18 protein-coding genes are annotated in these 16,063 nt (G+C 61.7%); 11 read left to right on the top strand and 7 right to left on the bottom strand.

From position 1 onward, the window contains the following. Positions 1-93: 93 nt before the first annotated feature. Complete coding sequence (locus AADW18_RS01010) at positions 94-696, bottom strand: YdeI/OmpD-associated family protein (protein WP_337341488.1); 603 nt, start codon at positions 694-696, stop codon at positions 94-96. A 130-nt stretch (positions 697-826) separates the two neighbouring features. On the opposite strand from AADW18_RS01010, the gene AADW18_RS01005 reads away from it, so the two are divergent. The 4 genes from AADW18_RS01005 (at position 827) to dbpA (ending at position 4,142) form a co-directional block, all read left to right on the top strand. Beyond that, positions 827-1,570: a YbaY family lipoprotein gene (locus AADW18_RS01005; protein WP_337341487.1), complete on the top strand. Its 744-nt coding sequence runs from the start codon at positions 827-829 to the stop codon at positions 1,568-1,570. Between the two features lie 18 nt (positions 1,571-1,588). Next, entirely contained in the window at positions 1,589-2,170 is a 582-nt protein-coding gene (locus AADW18_RS01000) for a ribonuclease domain-containing protein (RefSeq protein WP_337341486.1), read from the top strand. Continuing rightward, positions 2,167-2,601 (top strand): barstar family protein, encoded by a 435-nt coding sequence (locus tag AADW18_RS00995; RefSeq protein ID WP_337341485.1) that lies wholly within the window; start codon positions 2,167-2,169, stop codon positions 2,599-2,601. The genes AADW18_RS01000 and AADW18_RS00995 overlap by 4 nt, the downstream gene beginning before the upstream one ends. 164 nt (positions 2,602-2,765) lie before the next feature. Next, positions 2,766-4,142: an ATP-dependent RNA helicase DbpA gene (gene dbpA / locus AADW18_RS00990; protein ID WP_337341484.1), complete on the top strand. Its 1,377-nt coding sequence runs from the start codon at positions 2,766-2,768 to the stop codon at positions 4,140-4,142. A gap of 216 nt (positions 4,143-4,358) precedes the next feature. Here the strand turns inward: dbpA and AADW18_RS00985 are convergent, their stop codons facing one another. Together AADW18_RS00985 and AADW18_RS00980 are read right to left on the bottom strand one after the other, a co-directional pair. Beyond that, a complete protein-coding gene (locus tag AADW18_RS00985) occupies positions 4,359-4,568 on the bottom strand; it encodes a cold-shock protein (RefSeq protein WP_337341483.1) in 210 nt (69 codons plus the stop codon). A 326-nt stretch (positions 4,569-4,894) separates the two neighbouring features. After that, on the bottom strand, positions 4,895-5,098 hold the full coding sequence (locus tag AADW18_RS00980) for a cold-shock protein (protein WP_337341482.1): 204 nt from the start codon (positions 5,096-5,098) through the stop codon (positions 4,895-4,897). Positions 5,099-5,411: 313 nt separating this feature from the next. Here AADW18_RS00980 and AADW18_RS00975 point away from each other — a divergent pair, with 313 nt between their 5' ends. From AADW18_RS00975 to AADW18_RS00965, 3 genes are all read left to right on the top strand, one after another. Beyond that, the gene (locus tag AADW18_RS00975; RefSeq protein ID WP_337341481.1) at positions 5,412-5,969 is read left to right on the top strand and encodes a YaeQ family protein; all 558 of its coding nucleotides are present in this window, start codon (positions 5,412-5,414) and stop codon (positions 5,967-5,969) included. Positions 5,970-5,974: 5 nt separating this feature from the next. Next, entirely contained in the window at positions 5,975-7,156 is a 1,182-nt protein-coding gene (locus AADW18_RS00970; protein ID WP_337341480.1) for an NAD(P)/FAD-dependent oxidoreductase, read from the top strand. Between the two features lie 328 nt (positions 7,157-7,484). Next, on the top strand, positions 7,485-9,098 hold the full coding sequence (locus AADW18_RS00965) for a carboxylesterase/lipase family protein (protein WP_337341479.1): 1,614 nt from the start codon (positions 7,485-7,487) through the stop codon (positions 9,096-9,098). 105 nt (positions 9,099-9,203) lie between these two features. Here AADW18_RS00965 and AADW18_RS00960 read toward each other — a convergent pair whose 3' ends face one another. The 4 genes from AADW18_RS00960 to AADW18_RS00945 all read right to left on the bottom strand — a co-directional run bounded on the left by AADW18_RS00960 (position 9,204) and on the right by AADW18_RS00945 (position 13,548). Continuing rightward, a complete protein-coding gene (locus AADW18_RS00960; protein ID WP_337341478.1) occupies positions 9,204-10,190 on the bottom strand; it encodes an LLM class flavin-dependent oxidoreductase in 987 nt (328 codons plus the stop codon). A 99-nt stretch (positions 10,191-10,289) separates the two neighbouring features. Then, complete coding sequence (locus tag AADW18_RS00955) at positions 10,290-10,961, bottom strand: glutathione S-transferase (protein ID WP_337341477.1); 672 nt, start codon at positions 10,959-10,961, stop codon at positions 10,290-10,292. Positions 10,962-11,236: 275 nt separating this feature from the next. Further along, complete coding sequence (locus AADW18_RS00950; protein ID WP_337341476.1) at positions 11,237-12,796, bottom strand: protein adenylyltransferase SelO family protein; 1,560 nt, start codon at positions 12,794-12,796, stop codon at positions 11,237-11,239. Positions 12,797-12,810: 14 nt separating this feature from the next. Beyond that, positions 12,811-13,548 (bottom strand): sulfurtransferase, encoded by a 738-nt coding sequence (locus AADW18_RS00945; protein WP_337341475.1) that lies wholly within the window; start codon positions 13,546-13,548, stop codon positions 12,811-12,813. A 190-nt stretch (positions 13,549-13,738) separates the two neighbouring features. On the opposite strand from AADW18_RS00945, the gene AADW18_RS00940 reads away from it, so the two are divergent. The 4 genes from AADW18_RS00940 to AADW18_RS00925 are packed head-to-tail and all read left to right on the top strand — an operon-like array spanning position 13,739 to position 15,665. Beyond that, positions 13,739-14,173, top strand: a complete 435-nt coding sequence (locus AADW18_RS00940; RefSeq protein ID WP_337341474.1) for a metalloregulator ArsR/SmtB family transcription factor — start codon at positions 13,739-13,741, stop codon at positions 14,171-14,173. A 10-nt stretch (positions 14,174-14,183) separates the two neighbouring features. Then, entirely contained in the window at positions 14,184-14,660 is a 477-nt protein-coding gene (locus tag AADW18_RS00935) for an SRPBCC family protein (RefSeq protein WP_337341473.1), read from the top strand. Then, on the top strand, positions 14,653-15,114 hold the full coding sequence (locus tag AADW18_RS00930) for an SRPBCC family protein (RefSeq protein ID WP_337341472.1): 462 nt from the start codon (positions 14,653-14,655) through the stop codon (positions 15,112-15,114). The genes AADW18_RS00935 and AADW18_RS00930 overlap by 8 nt, the downstream gene beginning before the upstream one ends. Before the next feature lie 11 nt (positions 15,115-15,125). Beyond that, positions 15,126-15,665: an SRPBCC family protein gene (locus tag AADW18_RS00925; RefSeq protein WP_337341471.1), complete on the top strand. Its 540-nt coding sequence runs from the start codon at positions 15,126-15,128 to the stop codon at positions 15,663-15,665. Positions 15,666-16,063: the final 398 nt, after the last annotated feature.

Raw genomic sequence — 16,063 nt, 5'->3', positions numbered from 1 at the left:
AGAACACATGAGAAGACTGGCGGAACACCGGCTCGACGGGATACTACGCCCGTCCGATTCAACGGACCAATCGGTCGCCTGAATGGCGACGATTCATCGCTTCATGTATTTCCAGTGGCGCGGCTTGCCTTCGGCGATCCATTCAATAGCTTGTGCAAGACGGCGCAGTCGGGTTTCCTCGCGCTTGGCGCCGCTTATCCACTCCGCATATTCGCGTTGCTGGCTGGGACTGAAGGCGGCGAATGCCATCGATGCCTTGCGGTTCTTCTTCAATGCGGCCAGCAGGTCGTCAGGCGCTTCCGGTGGCGGTTTGGGCGCGGCGGTCTTACGTACGCTCGGTGTTTTCACGCCTTGCTCGTTCAAACGCATGGCTTTGCGGATCAGCGCCATCAGTTCGCGCTTGGGCGGCAGGTCCGACGGGCGGGTTATTTTTCCGAAGCTGCCCATGCCATCGCGATCGGCACCGTCCATTACCAATGCGTGCTTCCAGAAACCGAAGGACACGTGCTGCTTGAATGCCGCTATTCCACAGAGAATCCCGCCGGCGTATAGGAATGACGGCATGCCCCACTTCAGCGTTTCCTCCACTTCCGGACAGGCTTCATGGACGATTTCGCGGAGGCGCTGCAATATCGGCTTCGCGAAATCGGCCGATTTGGCGATATAGGCATCGATGCGCGGGTCACGGTGAGCCATGTCGTCAAGTCCTCCCTGGAGCGCCGCCACTGTAGCTCCAAACCGAACCGTCGTTTCAGGCACACCGCGCGTACACAAATCTCAACAGGCACCGCGCTATCCTGCGGGGCTGCATTAAAGGGAGCATGAGATGAGAAGCGGAATTCTGCTGATGGCCAGCATCATCGCCGTGGCCGGCTGCCAATCCAGGCAGGCGAATGCGCCGGAACCAGCAGCATCGAAGGCGCAGTCTGTCATTCACGGCCAAGCGATCTATCGCGAACGCATCGCCGCCCCTCCTGGCGCCACATTGATGGTGCAGCTGATCGACAACCAACTGGCCGATACGACCGAGGCGGTGATCGCCACCACCCAAGTGCGTGATGCCAAGGGACCGCCTTTTGCATTCGCGCTGCCCTACGACACGGGAAAACTGCGGGAGAACGGCAGCTACGGCCTACATGCGAGCCTTCGGGACGCGGAAGGTACTTTGTGGTTCACCACCGACGCTCGTGCGCCGGTCACACCCGGTAGCGGCGGTCCGGTAGAACTACGCCTGGTGCGCGTATCGTCTCCTTGGGAAGACGCCAAATCACGCGGCATCGGCTTTCGCGGCATCGGTACTGAACCGGGCTGGCTGGTGGAAATTGGCCGGGGCGAGTCACCCGCACTGCACGCCGAATTGGACTACGGCGAGCGCAAGATCGATGTCGCGCGTACGGAAGCGCGCGCCGATGGCTTTCATGGAAAAACCGCCGACGGCATCGCCGTGTCGCTGAAAATCGCCAAGGAAACCTGCAGTGACGGCATGAGCGATGTCATTTATCCCGCTTCCATGGCACTGACGGTCGGCGATCAGACCTATCAAGGTTGCGGACGCTTTTTGTTCGATTGAGAAGATTGAGGCCTGATCATGCGTTCCCGATCCCGAAAAAAATCCGGTGCAGGCAAGCCTGTACTGATTGCCGTCATTTTGCTGGCGGTGGTGTTGGCCGGTTGGTTCTGGCAGCGCCAACGCAGCGAAGCTCCACCCGCCGCTGAATCGGCAGCCGCTTCCGCAACGTCGGAACCGGGCCTGCGCAGCGAAGCCCTGCCTTTGCCACCGGCGGATTCGACGGGGCCGGCAATCGCACCGGCTACTCCAGCTACGGCTGCTTCCACACCGCCTGCGGCAAGTGAGGCGGATGCCCTGCCCGCGTTCCTACCGCCTGAGGCGCGCCAGACGCTGCGGCTGATCGCGCTGGGCGGGCCGTTCCCGCACCGGCAGGACGGCAGCGTGTTCAGCAATCGCGAAGGTCGCCTGCCTCGTCAACCGCAGGGCTACTACCGCGAGTACACGGTGGACACACCCGGTTTAAGCCATCGCGGCGCGCGGCGCATCGTCACTGGCGGGCAACCGCCCCGCGAGTACTACTACACCGACGACCACTACGAAAGCTTCCGCCGATTTGAGAGAGGCAGCACCGAGATCGGCAACCCAGGAGTGCAACGATGAGCGAATCCGGTTTCGAACCCGGCCTGGACGACGCTTCGCAGGCGGGCGTCTTCTTCGTTGCCAACGAGGACCTGGATACTTTGACGGTGGTGGGTCGCGACGCCGGCTTGTCCGTGAGGCGCATCGACTTGTCTGGCTGCGACACCAAGGCGGCGCTGCTGCTGCGGATCGCGACCGTGCTGGACTTTCCCCAGACATCGGGCCGCAACTGGGATGCGCTATCGGACAGCCTGCGCGATCTGTCGTGGCTGCCGGCGAAGGGCTATGTGCTGCTCTTCGAACAGGCCCATGAATTTCGCGCCCGGCACGAAAGCGAATTCGACACGCTATTGGATGTGCTGGATGAAGCGTCCCGCCAATGGACAGAGCAGGAAGTGCCGTTCTGGGCGTTTGTGGCGCTACCCGAGGAAGATTTCCCGGACATGGAGTAGGCGCGACCTCTGACCGTAGGAGCGCCGTCTCGGCGCGAGCTCTTCGTTTTCATAGCAATCTGACAGGAAGAGCGCGCCGAGCCGGCGCTCCTACGGCGTGATCGGCATCTGAACTGTCCGACATTCATCCCGACGTACTCAGCCGCGATCTGCGATCATGTCGCATGCATGATTTCACCTCTTTCTCGCTGACGCCGGCCTTGCTGCAGGGCGTCGAAGCCCTCGGCTATGCCAACCCCACTCCGATCCAGGCCGAAAGCCTGCCACCGATCCTGGCGGGCCGCGACGTCATCGCGCAGGCACCGACCGGCAGTGGCAAGACCGCCGCGTTCGGCTTGGGCCTGTTGCATCGCCTGGATCCTGGACTGATCCGCACACAGGCACTGGTGCTGTGCCCCACGCGTGAGTTGGCGGACCAGGTGGCCCGGCAGATTCGAAAGCTGGCGGTCGGCATTCCCAATTTGAAAGTCCTGACGCTGTGTGGTGGCCTGCCACTCGCGCCACAGCTGAGCTCGCTGGCCGTGCACGACCCGCAGGTTGTAGTCGGCACACCCGGTCGCATCCAGGAGCTGATGCGCAAGAAAGCGCTGCATCTGGGCGGCGTGCGGATGCTGGTGCTGGACGAAGCCGATCGCATGCTGGACATGGGGTTCGAGGAGCCGATCCGTGAAATCATCGGCAAGACACCCAAGGAACGGCAAAGTTTGCTGTTTTCCGCCACCTTCGCCGAGGCAGTACGAGAGATAAGCCGCACCGCGCTGCGCGATCCGGTGGAAGTGACGGTTGGCAATGCGGAGCCCCCTAGCGAAATCGACCAACGGTTCTACGAAGTGGACCCCGCCAAGAAGCAAACCGCACTGGCGGGGTTGTTGGCCGACCGAGGCGTGGAATCGTGTGTGGTGTTCTGCAACACCCGCCGTGATGCCGACGAAGTGGCCGGCTCGCTGCAGCATTTCGGCTTCTCCGCGTTGGCGCTACATGGCGACATGGAACAGCGCGACCGCGAGGAAGTACTGATGCGCTTCGTCAACCGCAGCTGTAATGTCCTGGTCGCCAGCGACGTGGCCGCGCGCGGGCTGGATATCGAAGACCTGGCGGCGGTCATCAATTACGACATGCCCAGCGATCCGGACATCTACCTGCACCGGATTGGCCGCACTGGCCGCGCCGGCCGCGGCGGATTGGCGCTAAGCCTGTGCACCTCGCGCGAATTGCCTCGCGCCGCCGCTATCGAAGCCCGCCAAGGCCGGCCGCTGCGTTGGGAACGGACCATCCCGGCCGCGCCCAGGGCGAACAGTGCACCACCCGCCACCATGGCCACCCTGCGTATCGATGCCGGCAAGACCGACAAGCTGCGTCCGGGCGATGTGCTGGGCGCGCTGACGGGCGACGCCGGCCTGCCGGGCACCGCCATCGGCAAGATCGCCATCTTCGCCACCCGCTCCTACGTCGCGGTGCAGCGCTCGCAAGCCAACGCGGCCCTGGCACGCCTCAACGCCGGCAAGATCAAGGGCCGCAGCTTCCGGGTGCGGAAGCTCTGATTGAGCCGCCGGGGCCTCCCCCAAAGCCAATGTAGGAGCGGCGTCCCGCCGCGAGCTCTTTATCGGGATACAGGTTGGTCACCGAAGAGCTCGCGGCGGGACGCCGCTCCTACATCGTTCCTCTCAACATACGGCTTGCTTTTCCCCAATAAAAAACGCCGGAGGCTTGCGCCCCCGGCGTTTTTGGATAACTAAGCTACTAAGCTCAGCGCAGAATTACTGCGGCTGGACTTCGTCGGCCTGCATACCCTTCTGGCCCTGCACCGCAACGAAAGTCACGGTCTGGCCTTCCTGCAACGACTTGAAGCCGCTGCCCTGGATCGCGCGGAAATGCACGAACAGGTCCGGGCCGCTCTGCGGGGTGATGAAACCAAAACCCTTCGCATCGTTGAACCACTTGACGGTACCAGTTTGACGGTCTGACATCTTTACTAACTCCTGAAACATAAGGTGGGAATACATCGCGGGTGCCGGAGAATTCCGGTCCGAGACTGAGTTGCAGGCGTTGGTAAAGCGGGAAGATGTAGCAGATGTATCTACCGCATCAGGCTCACGATTCACGGTGACCCTGGCAAGCACAGTGGACGCACTCTAACCGGGTTCTGGAGCAAAAGCGACTGTTTTGCAAAATCAAGGCGGTGGCGCCAAATGGGGGCTCCTACATTGATTCTGCCGGGATGGGCGATTCCCCAAACAAAAACGCCAGGAGCTTGCGCCCCCGGCGTTCTGGATAACGTAAGCTCAGCGCTGAATTACAGCGCCTTGACTGCGTCGGCCTGCATGCCCTTCTCGCCCTTCACGGCGGTGTACTCAACCTTCTGGTTTTCCTGGAGCGACTTGAAGCCGCTGCCCTGGATTGCGCGGAAGTGCACGAACAGGTCAGCTGTGCCATCGTCCGGGGTAATGAAACCAAAACCCTTCGCATCGTTGAACCACTTAACGGTACCGGTTGCCATCTTTACTAACTCCTGAAACATAGGTGGAAATATATCGCGGGTGCCGGAGAATTCCGGTCCGAGACTGAGTTGCAGGCGTTGGTAAAGCGGGAAGATGTAGCAGATGTATCTACCGCATCAGGCTCACGATTCACGGTGACCCTGGCAAGCACAGTGGCGGCACTCTACCCCGGTTCTGGAACAAAAGCGACTGCCTTGCAAAAATATTGTTAATAACGACGGCTTCCAGTCAGGTTTGTCTTGGTTGGGGCGTTGTAGGACCCCGAGAGGGCGGTCCGGCTTATCATGGCGCCCCTTCTTCCCCGGGTTTCCCATGGCGCTCAAGGCCACCGTCGTAAAAGCCGAACTGCAGATCAGCGACATGGACCGCCATTACTACGGTACCCATGCACTGACCTTGGCCCAGCATCCCTCCGAAACCGACCAGCGGCTGATGGTGCGCCTGCTGGCCTTCGCCCTATACGCGGAGGAGCGGCTGGAGTTCGGCAAGGGCTTGAGCAATGAGGAAGAACCCGACCTCTGGCGCAAGGCCTATACCGGTGAGATCGAGCAATGGATCGACCTGGGCCAGCCCGACGAGTCTCGGGTCCGCAAAGCCTGCGGGCGTGCCCGCGAGGTGGTAGTGATCAACTACGGCGGGCGCGCGGCCGACCTGTGGTGGGATCGCAATGGCGCCGCCTTCGCCCGCCACGGCAACCTGACGGTGCTGGATATCCCCGCCGAAGCGGTGGAAGCGCTGACCGAACTGATGATCCGCGGAATGCGGCTAAGCGTGATGATCCAGGACGGCGAAATGCATTGGCATAGCGAAACCGCCACCGTGGAACTGCGGCCGACCACGCGTCAGGCCGGTGCCACCAAGTCCCACTGAGTCTCATGGCGGTTACCCACGACGTGCTGATCATCGGCGGTGGCGCGGCCGGCCTGATGTGTGCGCTGACCGCCGGCCAGCGCGGGCTGCGTGTGCTGGTCATCGACCACGCCAATCGTGTGGGCAAGAAGATCCTGATGTCCGGCGGCGGCCGCTGCAATTTCACCAACACCGGCACGACGCCCGCCAACTTCCTGTCGGCCAATCCGCACTTCTGCAAATCGGCGCTGGCACGTTACACCCCGATGGATTTCATCGGCATGGTGGAGCGTCATGGCGTCGCTTACCACGAGAAAGAACTGGGGCAGCTGTTCTGCGACGTGTCGTCCAAGCTGATCGTCAAGATGCTGCTGGACGAATGCGCCAGCGCGCGGGTCAGTATCGAAACCGGTTGCAGCGTGGAGCGCGTGCAGCAGACCGACGATGGCTTCCGCCTGCATACCAGCCACGGCACCTTCGCCGCGCCGGCGCTGGTGGTGGCCAGCGGCGGACTGTCGATTCCCAGCATGGGTGCCAGCGGCTTCGGCTACGAGCTGGCGCGCCAGTTCGGCCACAACGTATTGCCGACGCGCGCAGGCCTGGTTCCGCTGACGCTCACCGGCAAGCACCAGGAACGATTGCAGGACCTGAGCGGTGTGGCGCTGCCGGTTACCGCCACCTGTCATCAACAAAGCTTCCACAATTTCATGCTGATCACCCATCGCGGCGTCAGCGGCCCAGCCATCTTGCAGATCTCCTCCTACTGGCAACCCGGTGACGATTTGCGCCTAGACTTGCTTCCGGGCCAGGACGCCTTGATGTGGCTGAAGGAACAGCAGAAGCAACGATCGGCCGCCGAACTGAAGACCGTCTTGTCCGACGTGTTGCCGCGTCGCTTCGCCCAAAGACTGTGCGAACTCTGGCTACCGAACCGTCCGCTGAAGCAATACAACGAACCGCAGCTGCGTGAGGTAGCCGAAGTCCTGGGCGCTTGGCCCTTGGTCGCCAGCGGTACCGAAGGCTACCGCACCGCCGAAGTCACCCTGGGCGGCGTGGATACCGACGAACTGTCTTCCAGCACCCTGATGTCCAAGCGCGTTCCGGGCCTGTACTTCATCGGCGAAGTGGTCGACGTCACCGGATGGCTGGGCGGCTACAACTTCCAATGGGCCTGGGCTTCCGGCCATGCCGCCGGCATGGCGGTCTAAGGACCTTCGAGACTTCCGACGAGATTCCCGGCAGCCCTATATACAAGCCTCCCATCAGTGGGTAGCTCCGGAACCGCGCGCCCCGTAGAGCCGAGCTTGCTCGGCTGATCATTCCGGAGCCGCGCCCCATGTAGAGCCGAGCTTGCTCGGCTGATCGTTCCGAAACCGGTGCGCTAAGAGCCGCGGAGCAAGCCCCGCTCTACGAGATGCCGATATAGCGTTGCCAGGAATCGCAATCGGGTTCTGACGCGCCGCCGCATTCTTCCCACGAAAAGGTTTGCTACGCTCAAGGTAACCGGTGTCAACCGATTCGCTGGTGTCCGTCTGCATGCCCAACTCCGCTCCGCCTGACCCTGATCGCCGCAATTTCCTGCGACAGACTTCCCTGCTAAGCGCGGGCGTCGCGCTGACCCAATTCACCTCCATTGGGCACGCCGCCAACGCCCAGCCGCTCGCGAAGACCCGCAGCGGTCGCATTCGCGGTTATCACGACCGCGGCATCCAGGTGTTCAAGGGTGTCCCTTACGGTGCGGATACTTCAATGCGGCGTTTTCAGCGCGCGCTCCCCGAGGTCGCCTGGAAAGGCATCCGCGATGCCACCAGCTTCGGCACCTCGGCACCACAACGTGGCGACGCCGATGGCCAACCCATCAGCGAGGACTGTCTCTTCCTCAACGTCTACACCCCTGCCCTGCGTGATGGCGGCAAGCGGCCCGTACTGTTCTACATTCACGGCGGCGGTTACAACAACGGTTCCGGCTCCAGCCCGCTCTATGACGGCGTCAACTTGTGCCAGCGCGGCGACGTGGTGGTGATCACCGTCAATCATCGCCTCAACCTGTTTGGCTATTTGTATCTGGGCGATTTCGGCTTTCCGGATTTCGCCGAATCGGGCAATGCCGGCCAGCTGGACCTCATCCAGGCGCTTGGATGGCTGCGCGAACACGCGGATGAATTCGGCGCGGATGCCAAAAACGTCACTGTGTTCGGCCAGTCCGGGGGTGGCGCCAAGATCGCCACATTGATGGCCATGCCGGAAGCCGACGGTCTGTTCCACAAGGCGATGACGATGAGCGGCCAGCAGGTCACCGCCGCCGGCCCACGCGCGGCGAGTCAACGCAGCGAGTTGTTTCTGGCCGCATTAGGTTTGAAACCGCGACAGTCGGAGCAGTTGCGAGATATCCCGATGCAACGGCTCTTGGAAGCAGCCGCCGTGCGCGATCCATCACGGGTGGAAAACTCCAGCCTGTATTTCGGTCCCGTACTGGATTCGCGAACGCTACCGCGCCACCCGTTCTATCCCGACGCGCCGGCGCAGTCGATGAAGATTCCCATGATCATCGGTAACACCCGCGACGAAACCCGCGCCTTCCTGGGCGGCGATCCCGCCAACTTCATGCTGACCTGGGAACAACTGCCAGCCAAGTTGCGCGAACAGCAGTATGTGGATTTGTCTCCGGACGCCGTCATCGCCGAATACCGCCGCCTGTATCCGGACTACACGCCGTCGGAAGTATTCTTCGCCGCCACAACGGCCGGACGTTCCTGGCGTGGCGCGATCATCGAAGCCGAGGAGCGCGCCAAACAAGGCGCGCCAGCGTTCGTCTATCAACTCGATTGGGGGCGCTCTATCGACGAGAAGCGGCGTGCATTCCACACGTTGGATATCCCGCTGGTGTTCGACAACATTCGCGCGGAAGGATCGAAAACCGGCACCGGCGCGGATGCTCAACGCATGGCGGATCGCATGAGCGAAGCGCTGCTGGCGTTCGCTCGCAGCGGCAACCCGACTCATCCGGGCATTCCCGAATGGAAGCCTTATACCTTGCCCGCTCGCGAAACGATGGTATTCGACGAAAGCACCCGAATGCTCGACGACCCCCGTGGTGGCGAGCGCAAGTTGTATGAGCGAGTGCCGTTCGTGCAACGTGGCACCCTGTAGCGTGCACCGCGCAAGAAGGTAGGACGGGTCGGCCCGCCGTTACCATGCTTCCACGGAACGGCGAACGAGGCCAATTCAAAAGACCCCAGCGACCTTCGCCAGAAACTACGACCCTGCCATGACCTCAGCCGCCATCCGAAACGACGCCAGCCGCGCCTGATGATCGAAGATGTTCGCCGTCAACATCACCTCATCCGGTCGATGGCGCTGGATGAAATCGCGAATGCCGCGGCGTACTGTTTCCGCGCTGCCGACCACCGCGCACGCCAAGGCCTGTTCCACTCCCACTTTCTCATGCGGTAGCCAGAACGAATCGATATCGTCGATCGGCGGCGGAACCAAACCTGGCCTGCCCCGTCGTAGATTGACGAACGCCTGCTGCTGCGTGGTGAACAGCCGGCGAGCTTCCTGGTCTGTTTCCGCCGCAACCACATTCAAAGCCAGGATGGCGTAGGGATTGCCCAGGTGTTTGGATGGGCGGAAATCGCGGTGGTAGACCATCAACGCCTGGTCCATCGCATCGGGAGCGAAGTGGGAGGCGAAGGCGAACGGCAGACCCAACGATGCCGCGAGTTGCGCACTGAATAAGCTGGACCCTAGCAGCCACACCGGCACTTCGATGCCCGCCCCCGGGACCGCACGCACGCTCTGCCCCGGTTGCGCCGGCTCGAAATAGTGCAGCAGCTCGCTCACGTCTTGCGGAAACTGTTCCGCACTGTCGAAGTAACGGCGCAGCGCTCGTGCCGTGGCCTGGTCGGTGCCGGGCGCGCGGCCCAGGCCCAAGTCGATGCGGCCGGGGTATAACGACGCAAGCGTGCCGAACTGCTCGGCTACCTGCAGCGGCGAATGATTCGGCAGCATGATGCCGCCAGCGCCGACGCGGATCGTGGAAGTGCCGCCGGCCACATGACCAATCAGCACCGCCGTGGCGGCGCTGGCGATACCTGGCATGTTGTGGTGTTCGGCCAGCCAGTAGCGCTGGTAACCCCATTGCTCCGCGTGTCGTGCCAGATCCAGCATATTGGCGAAGGCGCGGGTGGTGTCGCTGCCTTCGCAGACAGGGGCGAGGTCGAGCAGGGAAAAAGGAATCATGGCGCCTCCGCTAGGACGATGCGCCTGATCTGGGGCCGCCGCACCGCAACTCCAGCCTGCTCAGTGGAACTCAGCATTCCTCTTTACCGGCGCTTCTTCCTAGCTCAGCAGGTCGAACGGCCCTCCTTGCTCCAGGCCGCGCTGATAAGCCGGGCGTTTGTGGATGCGCTGCAGGAAACCTTGCAGGCGGGGATATTTCTCGAGCCCGGCACGGGCGGCCGCAGCCTCCACTGGAAAGCTCATCTGGATATCGGCTGCGCTGAACGCTTCGCCGACGAACCAGGGCTGCCGGCCGAGCTCATTTTCCATGTAGTCCAGGTGCAATTTCACCTGCGGCGCTACAAAACCACTCAGCGCCTTGTCCGCGATACCGCGTGCCACCGGCCGCACGAAGAACGGCATTGGTGCCTTCTTCAACCGCGAGAACACCAGGCTGAGCAGCATCGGCGGCATCGCCGAACCCTCCGCGTAATGCATCCAATAGCGGTAGCGCAGGCGCTCCGGCGTCCCCGGCGAGGGCGCGAAGGCGTGCGCGGTATCGTAGCGCTCCACCAGGTATTCAAGCACGGCGCCGGATTCGGCCAGCACGTGCTCGCCGTCGACTACCACCGGCGATTTTCCCAAGGGATGTATGGCGCGCAAGGAAGGCGGCGCCAGCATCGTGCTCGGATCGCGCTGATAACGCACAATGGTGTAGTCCAAGCCCAGTTCCTCCAACAACCACAACACGCGCTGAGAACGGGAGTTATTGAGATGGTGGACAGTGATCACGCATGCATCTCCAGAAGAGGATGGCGCATCTTACCGTTACGCATTGTGTTTGCTTCCAAAAAACCGACACGCACCTCGTAGAGCGGAGCTTGCTCCGCTGCTCTTAGATCCGGGTTCGTGATGAAAAGCAGCCGAGCAAGCTCGGCTCTACGTGGGGCGCTTCACGAGCTAATGGTGCTTGCCCCTTCGTAGAGCGGAGCTTGCTCCGCTGTTCTTCGAGTGATGCACATCGACCCAAGAGCAGCCGAGCAAGCTCGGCTCTACATGGGCGCGCCTCACGAACTACAGGACAACATCGAACAACCCGCACGGTCGCGTGCCCAATCGGGACGGCGTTGCGCAAAGTGTTCCCGGCCTGGCTGTTCATCGTAGGGTCGCCGCATGACATCCAACAGCTCCGCCACGCCCGACTCGTCGCCTGCTTCGGCGCGGTCGATGGCCTGTTGGGCCAGGTAATTACGCAATACGTAGCGCGGATTGGCGCGTCGCATTTTTTCCCGGCGTTGCTCGCGTCCCAGCGTATCTTCATCCAGCCGTGCGCGGTAGCGTGCCAGCCACGCCAATAGTTCAGGCGCCACCGCTTGCCGCTTGGCTTCATCGTAGAAAGCGTCGGTGAAACTATCCAAGGTACTCACCGACAGATCCGCATCAATCAATGCGCGAAAGAACAACGTCATGTCCACTTCACCGGCAAGCAATAGCGCATACAACGCCTGGATCAGTTCGATATCGGCATCCCGACATTCAGCCAATCCGAGTTTGCCGGCAATATTGTCGCGATCGGTACGCATATAAGCGTCCGCATATCGCTGCAGTCCGTTCTGCAGCGGCTCCACCGTCGCGAACAACGGCGACAGCGCATGCGCGAAGCGGGTCAGGTTCCAATAGGCGATCTTGGGCTGCCAACCAAACCGGTAACGACGGCCATAAGCATCGGTGGTATTCGGAGTCCAGTCCGGATCGTAACTGTCGATCCATCCGTACGGGCCGTAGTCGATGGTCAGGCCTAGCACCGACATGTTGTCGGTATTCATCACGCCATGGACGAAACCCACTCGCATCCAATGCGCCACCATCACCGCCGTGCGTTCGCAGACTTCCGCGAACCACTGCGCGTAAAGGTCTTCGCCTTCGCCCTGCAGTTCAGGAAAATGGCTGCGCACGGTGAAGTCAGCCAGCTGCCGCAGCAACGTTTCGTCTCCGCGCGCTGATGGCAATTCGTAATTACCAAAGCGCAGGAACGACGGCGCTACCCGGCAGACGATGGCGCCCGGTTCAGGGCGCGGGTGGCCGTCGTAGAACATGTCACGCACCACCGATTCACCGGTCGTCACCAGGCTCAATGCGCGCGTGGTGGGCACGCCGAGATGATGCATGGCCTCGCTGCACAGAAATTCGCGAATGGATGAACGCAGCACCGCGCGACCGTCGGCGGTGCGTGAGTAAGGCGTCAACCCGGCACCCTTCAGCTGAATTTCCCAGCGCTGCCCGGATGCGTTGATCACTTCGCCCAGATTGATGGCGCGGCCATCGCCCAGTTGCCCGGCCCATTGGCCGAACTGATGTCCGCCATAGTTCGCCGAATAAGGTTGCATGCCTGGCAGCAGCGCATTGCCACCCAGTATCCGAGCGAACTCGGGCGATACGATGTCCGCTTCGCTGATACCCAACAGCGCAGCCGTTTCCTCCGAGTACGCGATCAGCCGTGGTGCAGCGACCGGCGTGGGCTGCACTGGCGACCACGCGGCACCCAACACTTCGTGGGGTCTCGGATTGTTGTCCGGATCACCGGGAAGCTCGCGAACAAAAGCATTATCGAAGGCGAGCGGCTGCATCATCGCTGCTTGTTTCAGGCCGGGTCGACCAGCGGCTGAAGCTGCGGGTCCAACGCCACCCGATCGTCAAAGACGAAGCACTGTCCATCGTAGCCGTGAGCGCCTACCTGTTCGAAGTAACCCAAGATGCCGCCGTCCAGCTGCAGGACGTTGTCCATGCCTTCTTCGTGCATCCACAGCGCGGCTTTTTCGCAACGGATCCCGCCCGTGCAGAAGCTCACTACCGTGGCATCGGCCAACGCTTCTCGGTGCGGCGCCAGCGCTTGCGGCAAATCGGTGAACTTGGCTATCGGCAGCGTCAGTGCGCCGGTGAAAGTGCCGTACTCCACTTCCTGCACATTGCGCGTATCCAGCAGCACCACTCGCTTGCCCGCGTCGTCGTGGCCTTGCTGCAGCCAACGCGCCAGCGTGGCAGGCTCCACCGCGGGCGCGCGCCGTCCCAAGGGACTGGCGCCCTCACGGCGAAAATTGATGATTTCCGGCTTCACCTTGACCTTCATTCGGGCAAACGGCTGAGTCGAGCTACGGCTGAACTTGACCACGATGTCGGCGAAGCGCTCATCCGCTCGTAAATCGGCCAGGAACTCATGGATGGCCGATTCACCGCCCGCCAGGAATAGATTGATGCCCTCGCCCGCCACCAGCACCGTGCCGCGCAACGACAAGGCTTCCGCGCGCCCGCGGACCGAAGCGGCCAGAGCTTCGGGTGATTCGACATGAACGAAATGATAGGCGGCGACGTTGAGGATCATGCGCATAGTTTAAGGCGAGGCGGCGGTGGCTGGTGAATGGCAGCGGGAACGAGGAACAGGGAATGAAGGATTTCCTGACGCGTTCCGAATTCACTGGAGTCCGGCACCTGTGCGTGGATTCTTTAATTCCCCTTTTCCTGTTCTCCGTTTTCCACGCAGATTAAATTCAACCAAACGGTTGACAATCGACATGACCCGCGCAATCATCAACCACATGGTTGAATATTCCTCCGAGCAACTGGACGCGGTCTTCCACGCCCTCGCGGACGGCACGCGGCGGCGCATGTTGCGCAGCCTGGGTGGTCACCCCCGCAGCGTGGGCGAACTGGCCGCGCCGTTCCAGATTTCCCTGGCAGCCGCTTCCAAGCACATCAAGGTGCTGGAACGTGCCGGCCTGGTGACACGCACCATTCACGGCCGTACTCATCTATGCCGGTTGCAGCCGGAAGCCCTGGCGGCCAGCCAGCAATGGCTGCGTTTCTACGAGCAATTCTGGAATCAGAGCCTTGACGCCCTGGAGGCCGCATTGAAGAACGAGGCCCCCGCCTCTCCCGTCGCAGCGCCGGTGGCAGTAGATAAATCAAAACGCAAAGGGAATAGCCCGTCGAAAAACAACAAGCCATGAGGAGTGATTTATGACGTTGAAAGACGAACCCATCGCGCGCGCAGAGATGCTCATTCGAAGGCCCGTCGCGGAGGTTTTCGAGGCATTTATCGATCCCGCCATCACCAGCCGATTTTGGTTCAGCCGCGGAAACAAGAAGCTGAAAGAAGGTGAGATCGTCACCTGGCATTGGGATATGTACGGCGTCTCCGCCGAGGTTGCGGTGAAATCCGTGGAACGCAATCACCGAATACTTATCCAATGGCCGACGCCTGTCGAATGGCGATTCATGCCGCGAAGCGGAGACACCACTTTCGTTAGCATCACGGCTTCCGGCTTCGCCGGAAGCGACGATGAAAAGGTTGCGCAGGCGATCGATTCCATGGGCGGCTTCAGTTTTGCCCTTGCCGGTTGCAAAGCGTATCTGGAGCACGGCCTTGAGCTCAATCTGGTCGACGACCACAACCCTGATGCCCATGTGAAAGACAAGGGTGAAACCCATGAATGACACCTCCACCGTGAATGTCCGCGTCGTGCGCCGCTTCGCGGCATCCGCCGAACATGTCTTCGATGCATGGTTGACGCCACGTCTGCTGGGCCAGTGGATGTTTGGACCGGCAGTGCGCGAAGAGAAAATCCTGCGCCTGGATATCGACCCGCGCGTCGGCGGCCACTTCTCGATGCTGGTCGAACGCCAGGGCGAAACGATCGACCACCTCGGCACCTATCTGGAGATGGATCGTCCACACCGCCTGGTGTTCACCTGGGGTATCCGCGATCTCTCCAACCCCGACGACAGCCGCGTGACCATCGACATCACGCCGACAGAAAGCGGCTGCGAACTTACCTTGATCCATTCCCTGCATCCGGATTGGGCGGAATACGCACAACGCACCGAACTTGGCTGGAACACCATGTTGGACGCGTTGCAGCGGTTGTTCGCCACAACCGAGCACCCCTGAGGAGATTTCATATGAATGACAACTACGGCACCCTCGTCGCTTCTGACACCCTGCGCCTGCAGCGCTCCCTGCCGGGCCCTATCGAACGGATCTGGGCCTATCTGACCGAATCGGATAAACGCGGCCAGTGGCTGGCCACCGGCGACATGGACCTGCGCGTCGGCGGCAAGGTCGGTCTGTTTTTTCGTCATGCCGACCTATCGCCGCGACAGGCACCGACGCCGGAACGCTATCGAGAGATGGACGCCGGCCACGCCATGACCGGCCGCATCACCGCCTGCGAGCCGCCGCGTTTGCTCAGCTACACCTGGGGCGAATCCGATGGCAGCGAATCGGAAGTCCGGTTCGATCTGGCCGAACAAGACGAACAGGTACTGCTGACAGTCACGCACAGCCGACTACGCAATCGCGACGACCTGGTGAGCGTTGCCGGTGGCTGGCATGCGCACCTGCAGATCCTGGTCGACCGGCTGCAAGACCGCGAACCGCCCAATTTCTGGATTGTCCATGAAGGCTTGGAAGCCGAGTACGAGAAACGTTTGCCGGCCTGAAGACCCAACGCTCGGCTGTTGCTGATTCCGTAGAGCCGAGCAAGCTCGGCTCTACATCAGAGCGAGGCGCTTCTCGTAGAGCGGAGCTTGCTCCGCTGCTCTTCGTCCGATGTGCATGGTTCCCGGAGCAGCCGAGCAAGCTCGGCTCTACATCAGAGCCAGGCGCTTCTCGTAGAGCGGAGCTCGCTCCGCTGCTCTTCGTCCGATGTGCATGGTTCCCGGAGCAGCCGAGCAAGCTCGGCTCTACATCAGAGCGAGGCGCTTCTCGTAGAGCGGAGCTTGCTCCGCCGCTCTTCGCCCGATGTGCATGGATCCCAGAGCAGCCGAGCAAGCTCGGCTCTACATCAGAGCGAGGCGCTTCTCGTAGAGCGGAGCTTGCTCCGCTGCTCTTCGTCCGA

It is taken from the genome of Pseudoxanthomonas sp. CCNWLY206-1 (assembly GCF_039710385.1).
Lineage (GTDB): Bacteria > Pseudomonadota > Gammaproteobacteria > Xanthomonadales > Xanthomonadaceae > Pseudoxanthomonas_A.
Note: the sequence above shows the minus strand (reverse complement) of the source record. Positions and strands in the feature narration are given on the sequence as shown.

What these genes read in the sequence shown, in the direction of transcription:
- AADW18_RS00985 (WP_337341483.1), bottom strand. Translation starts at nt 4,568, where the DNA reads ATGTCAGACCGTCAAACTGGTACCGTCAAGTGGTTCAACGATGCGAAG.
- AADW18_RS00965 (WP_337341479.1), top strand. Translation starts at nt 7,485, where the DNA reads ATGCCCAACTCCGCTCCGCCTGACCCTGATCGCCGCAATTTCCTGCGA.
- AADW18_RS01010 (WP_337341488.1), bottom strand. Translation starts at nt 696, where the DNA reads ATGGCTCACCGTGACCCGCGCATCGATGCCTATATCGCCAAATCGGCC.
- AADW18_RS01000 (WP_337341486.1), top strand. Translation starts at nt 1,589, where the DNA reads ATGCGTTCCCGATCCCGAAAAAAATCCGGTGCAGGCAAGCCTGTACTG.
- AADW18_RS00950 (WP_337341476.1), bottom strand. Translation starts at nt 12,796, where the DNA reads ATGCAGCCGCTCGCCTTCGATAATGCTTTTGTTCGCGAGCTTCCCGGT.
- AADW18_RS00940 (WP_337341474.1), top strand. Translation starts at nt 13,739, where the DNA reads ATGACCCGCGCAATCATCAACCACATGGTTGAATATTCCTCCGAGCAA.
- AADW18_RS00930 (WP_337341472.1), top strand. Translation starts at nt 14,653, where the DNA reads ATGAATGACACCTCCACCGTGAATGTCCGCGTCGTGCGCCGCTTCGCG.
- dbpA (WP_337341484.1), top strand. Translation starts at nt 2,766, where the DNA reads ATGCATGATTTCACCTCTTTCTCGCTGACGCCGGCCTTGCTGCAGGGC.
- AADW18_RS00925 (WP_337341471.1), top strand. Translation starts at nt 15,126, where the DNA reads ATGAATGACAACTACGGCACCCTCGTCGCTTCTGACACCCTGCGCCTG.
- AADW18_RS01005 (WP_337341487.1), top strand. Translation starts at nt 827, where the DNA reads ATGAGAAGCGGAATTCTGCTGATGGCCAGCATCATCGCCGTGGCCGGC.
- AADW18_RS00980 (WP_337341482.1), bottom strand. Translation starts at nt 5,098, where the DNA reads ATGGCAACCGGTACCGTTAAGTGGTTCAACGATGCGAAGGGTTTTGGT.
- AADW18_RS00970 (WP_337341480.1), top strand. Translation starts at nt 5,975, where the DNA reads ATGGCGGTTACCCACGACGTGCTGATCATCGGCGGTGGCGCGGCCGGC.
- AADW18_RS00960 (WP_337341478.1), bottom strand. Translation starts at nt 10,190, where the DNA reads ATGATTCCTTTTTCCCTGCTCGACCTCGCCCCTGTCTGCGAAGGCAGC.
- AADW18_RS00995 (WP_337341485.1), top strand. Translation starts at nt 2,167, where the DNA reads ATGAGCGAATCCGGTTTCGAACCCGGCCTGGACGACGCTTCGCAGGCG.
- AADW18_RS00975 (WP_337341481.1), top strand. Translation starts at nt 5,412, where the DNA reads ATGGCGCTCAAGGCCACCGTCGTAAAAGCCGAACTGCAGATCAGCGAC.
- AADW18_RS00945 (WP_337341475.1), bottom strand. Translation starts at nt 13,548, where the DNA reads ATGATCCTCAACGTCGCCGCCTATCATTTCGTTCATGTCGAATCACCC.
- AADW18_RS00935 (WP_337341473.1), top strand. Translation starts at nt 14,184, where the DNA reads ATGACGTTGAAAGACGAACCCATCGCGCGCGCAGAGATGCTCATTCGA.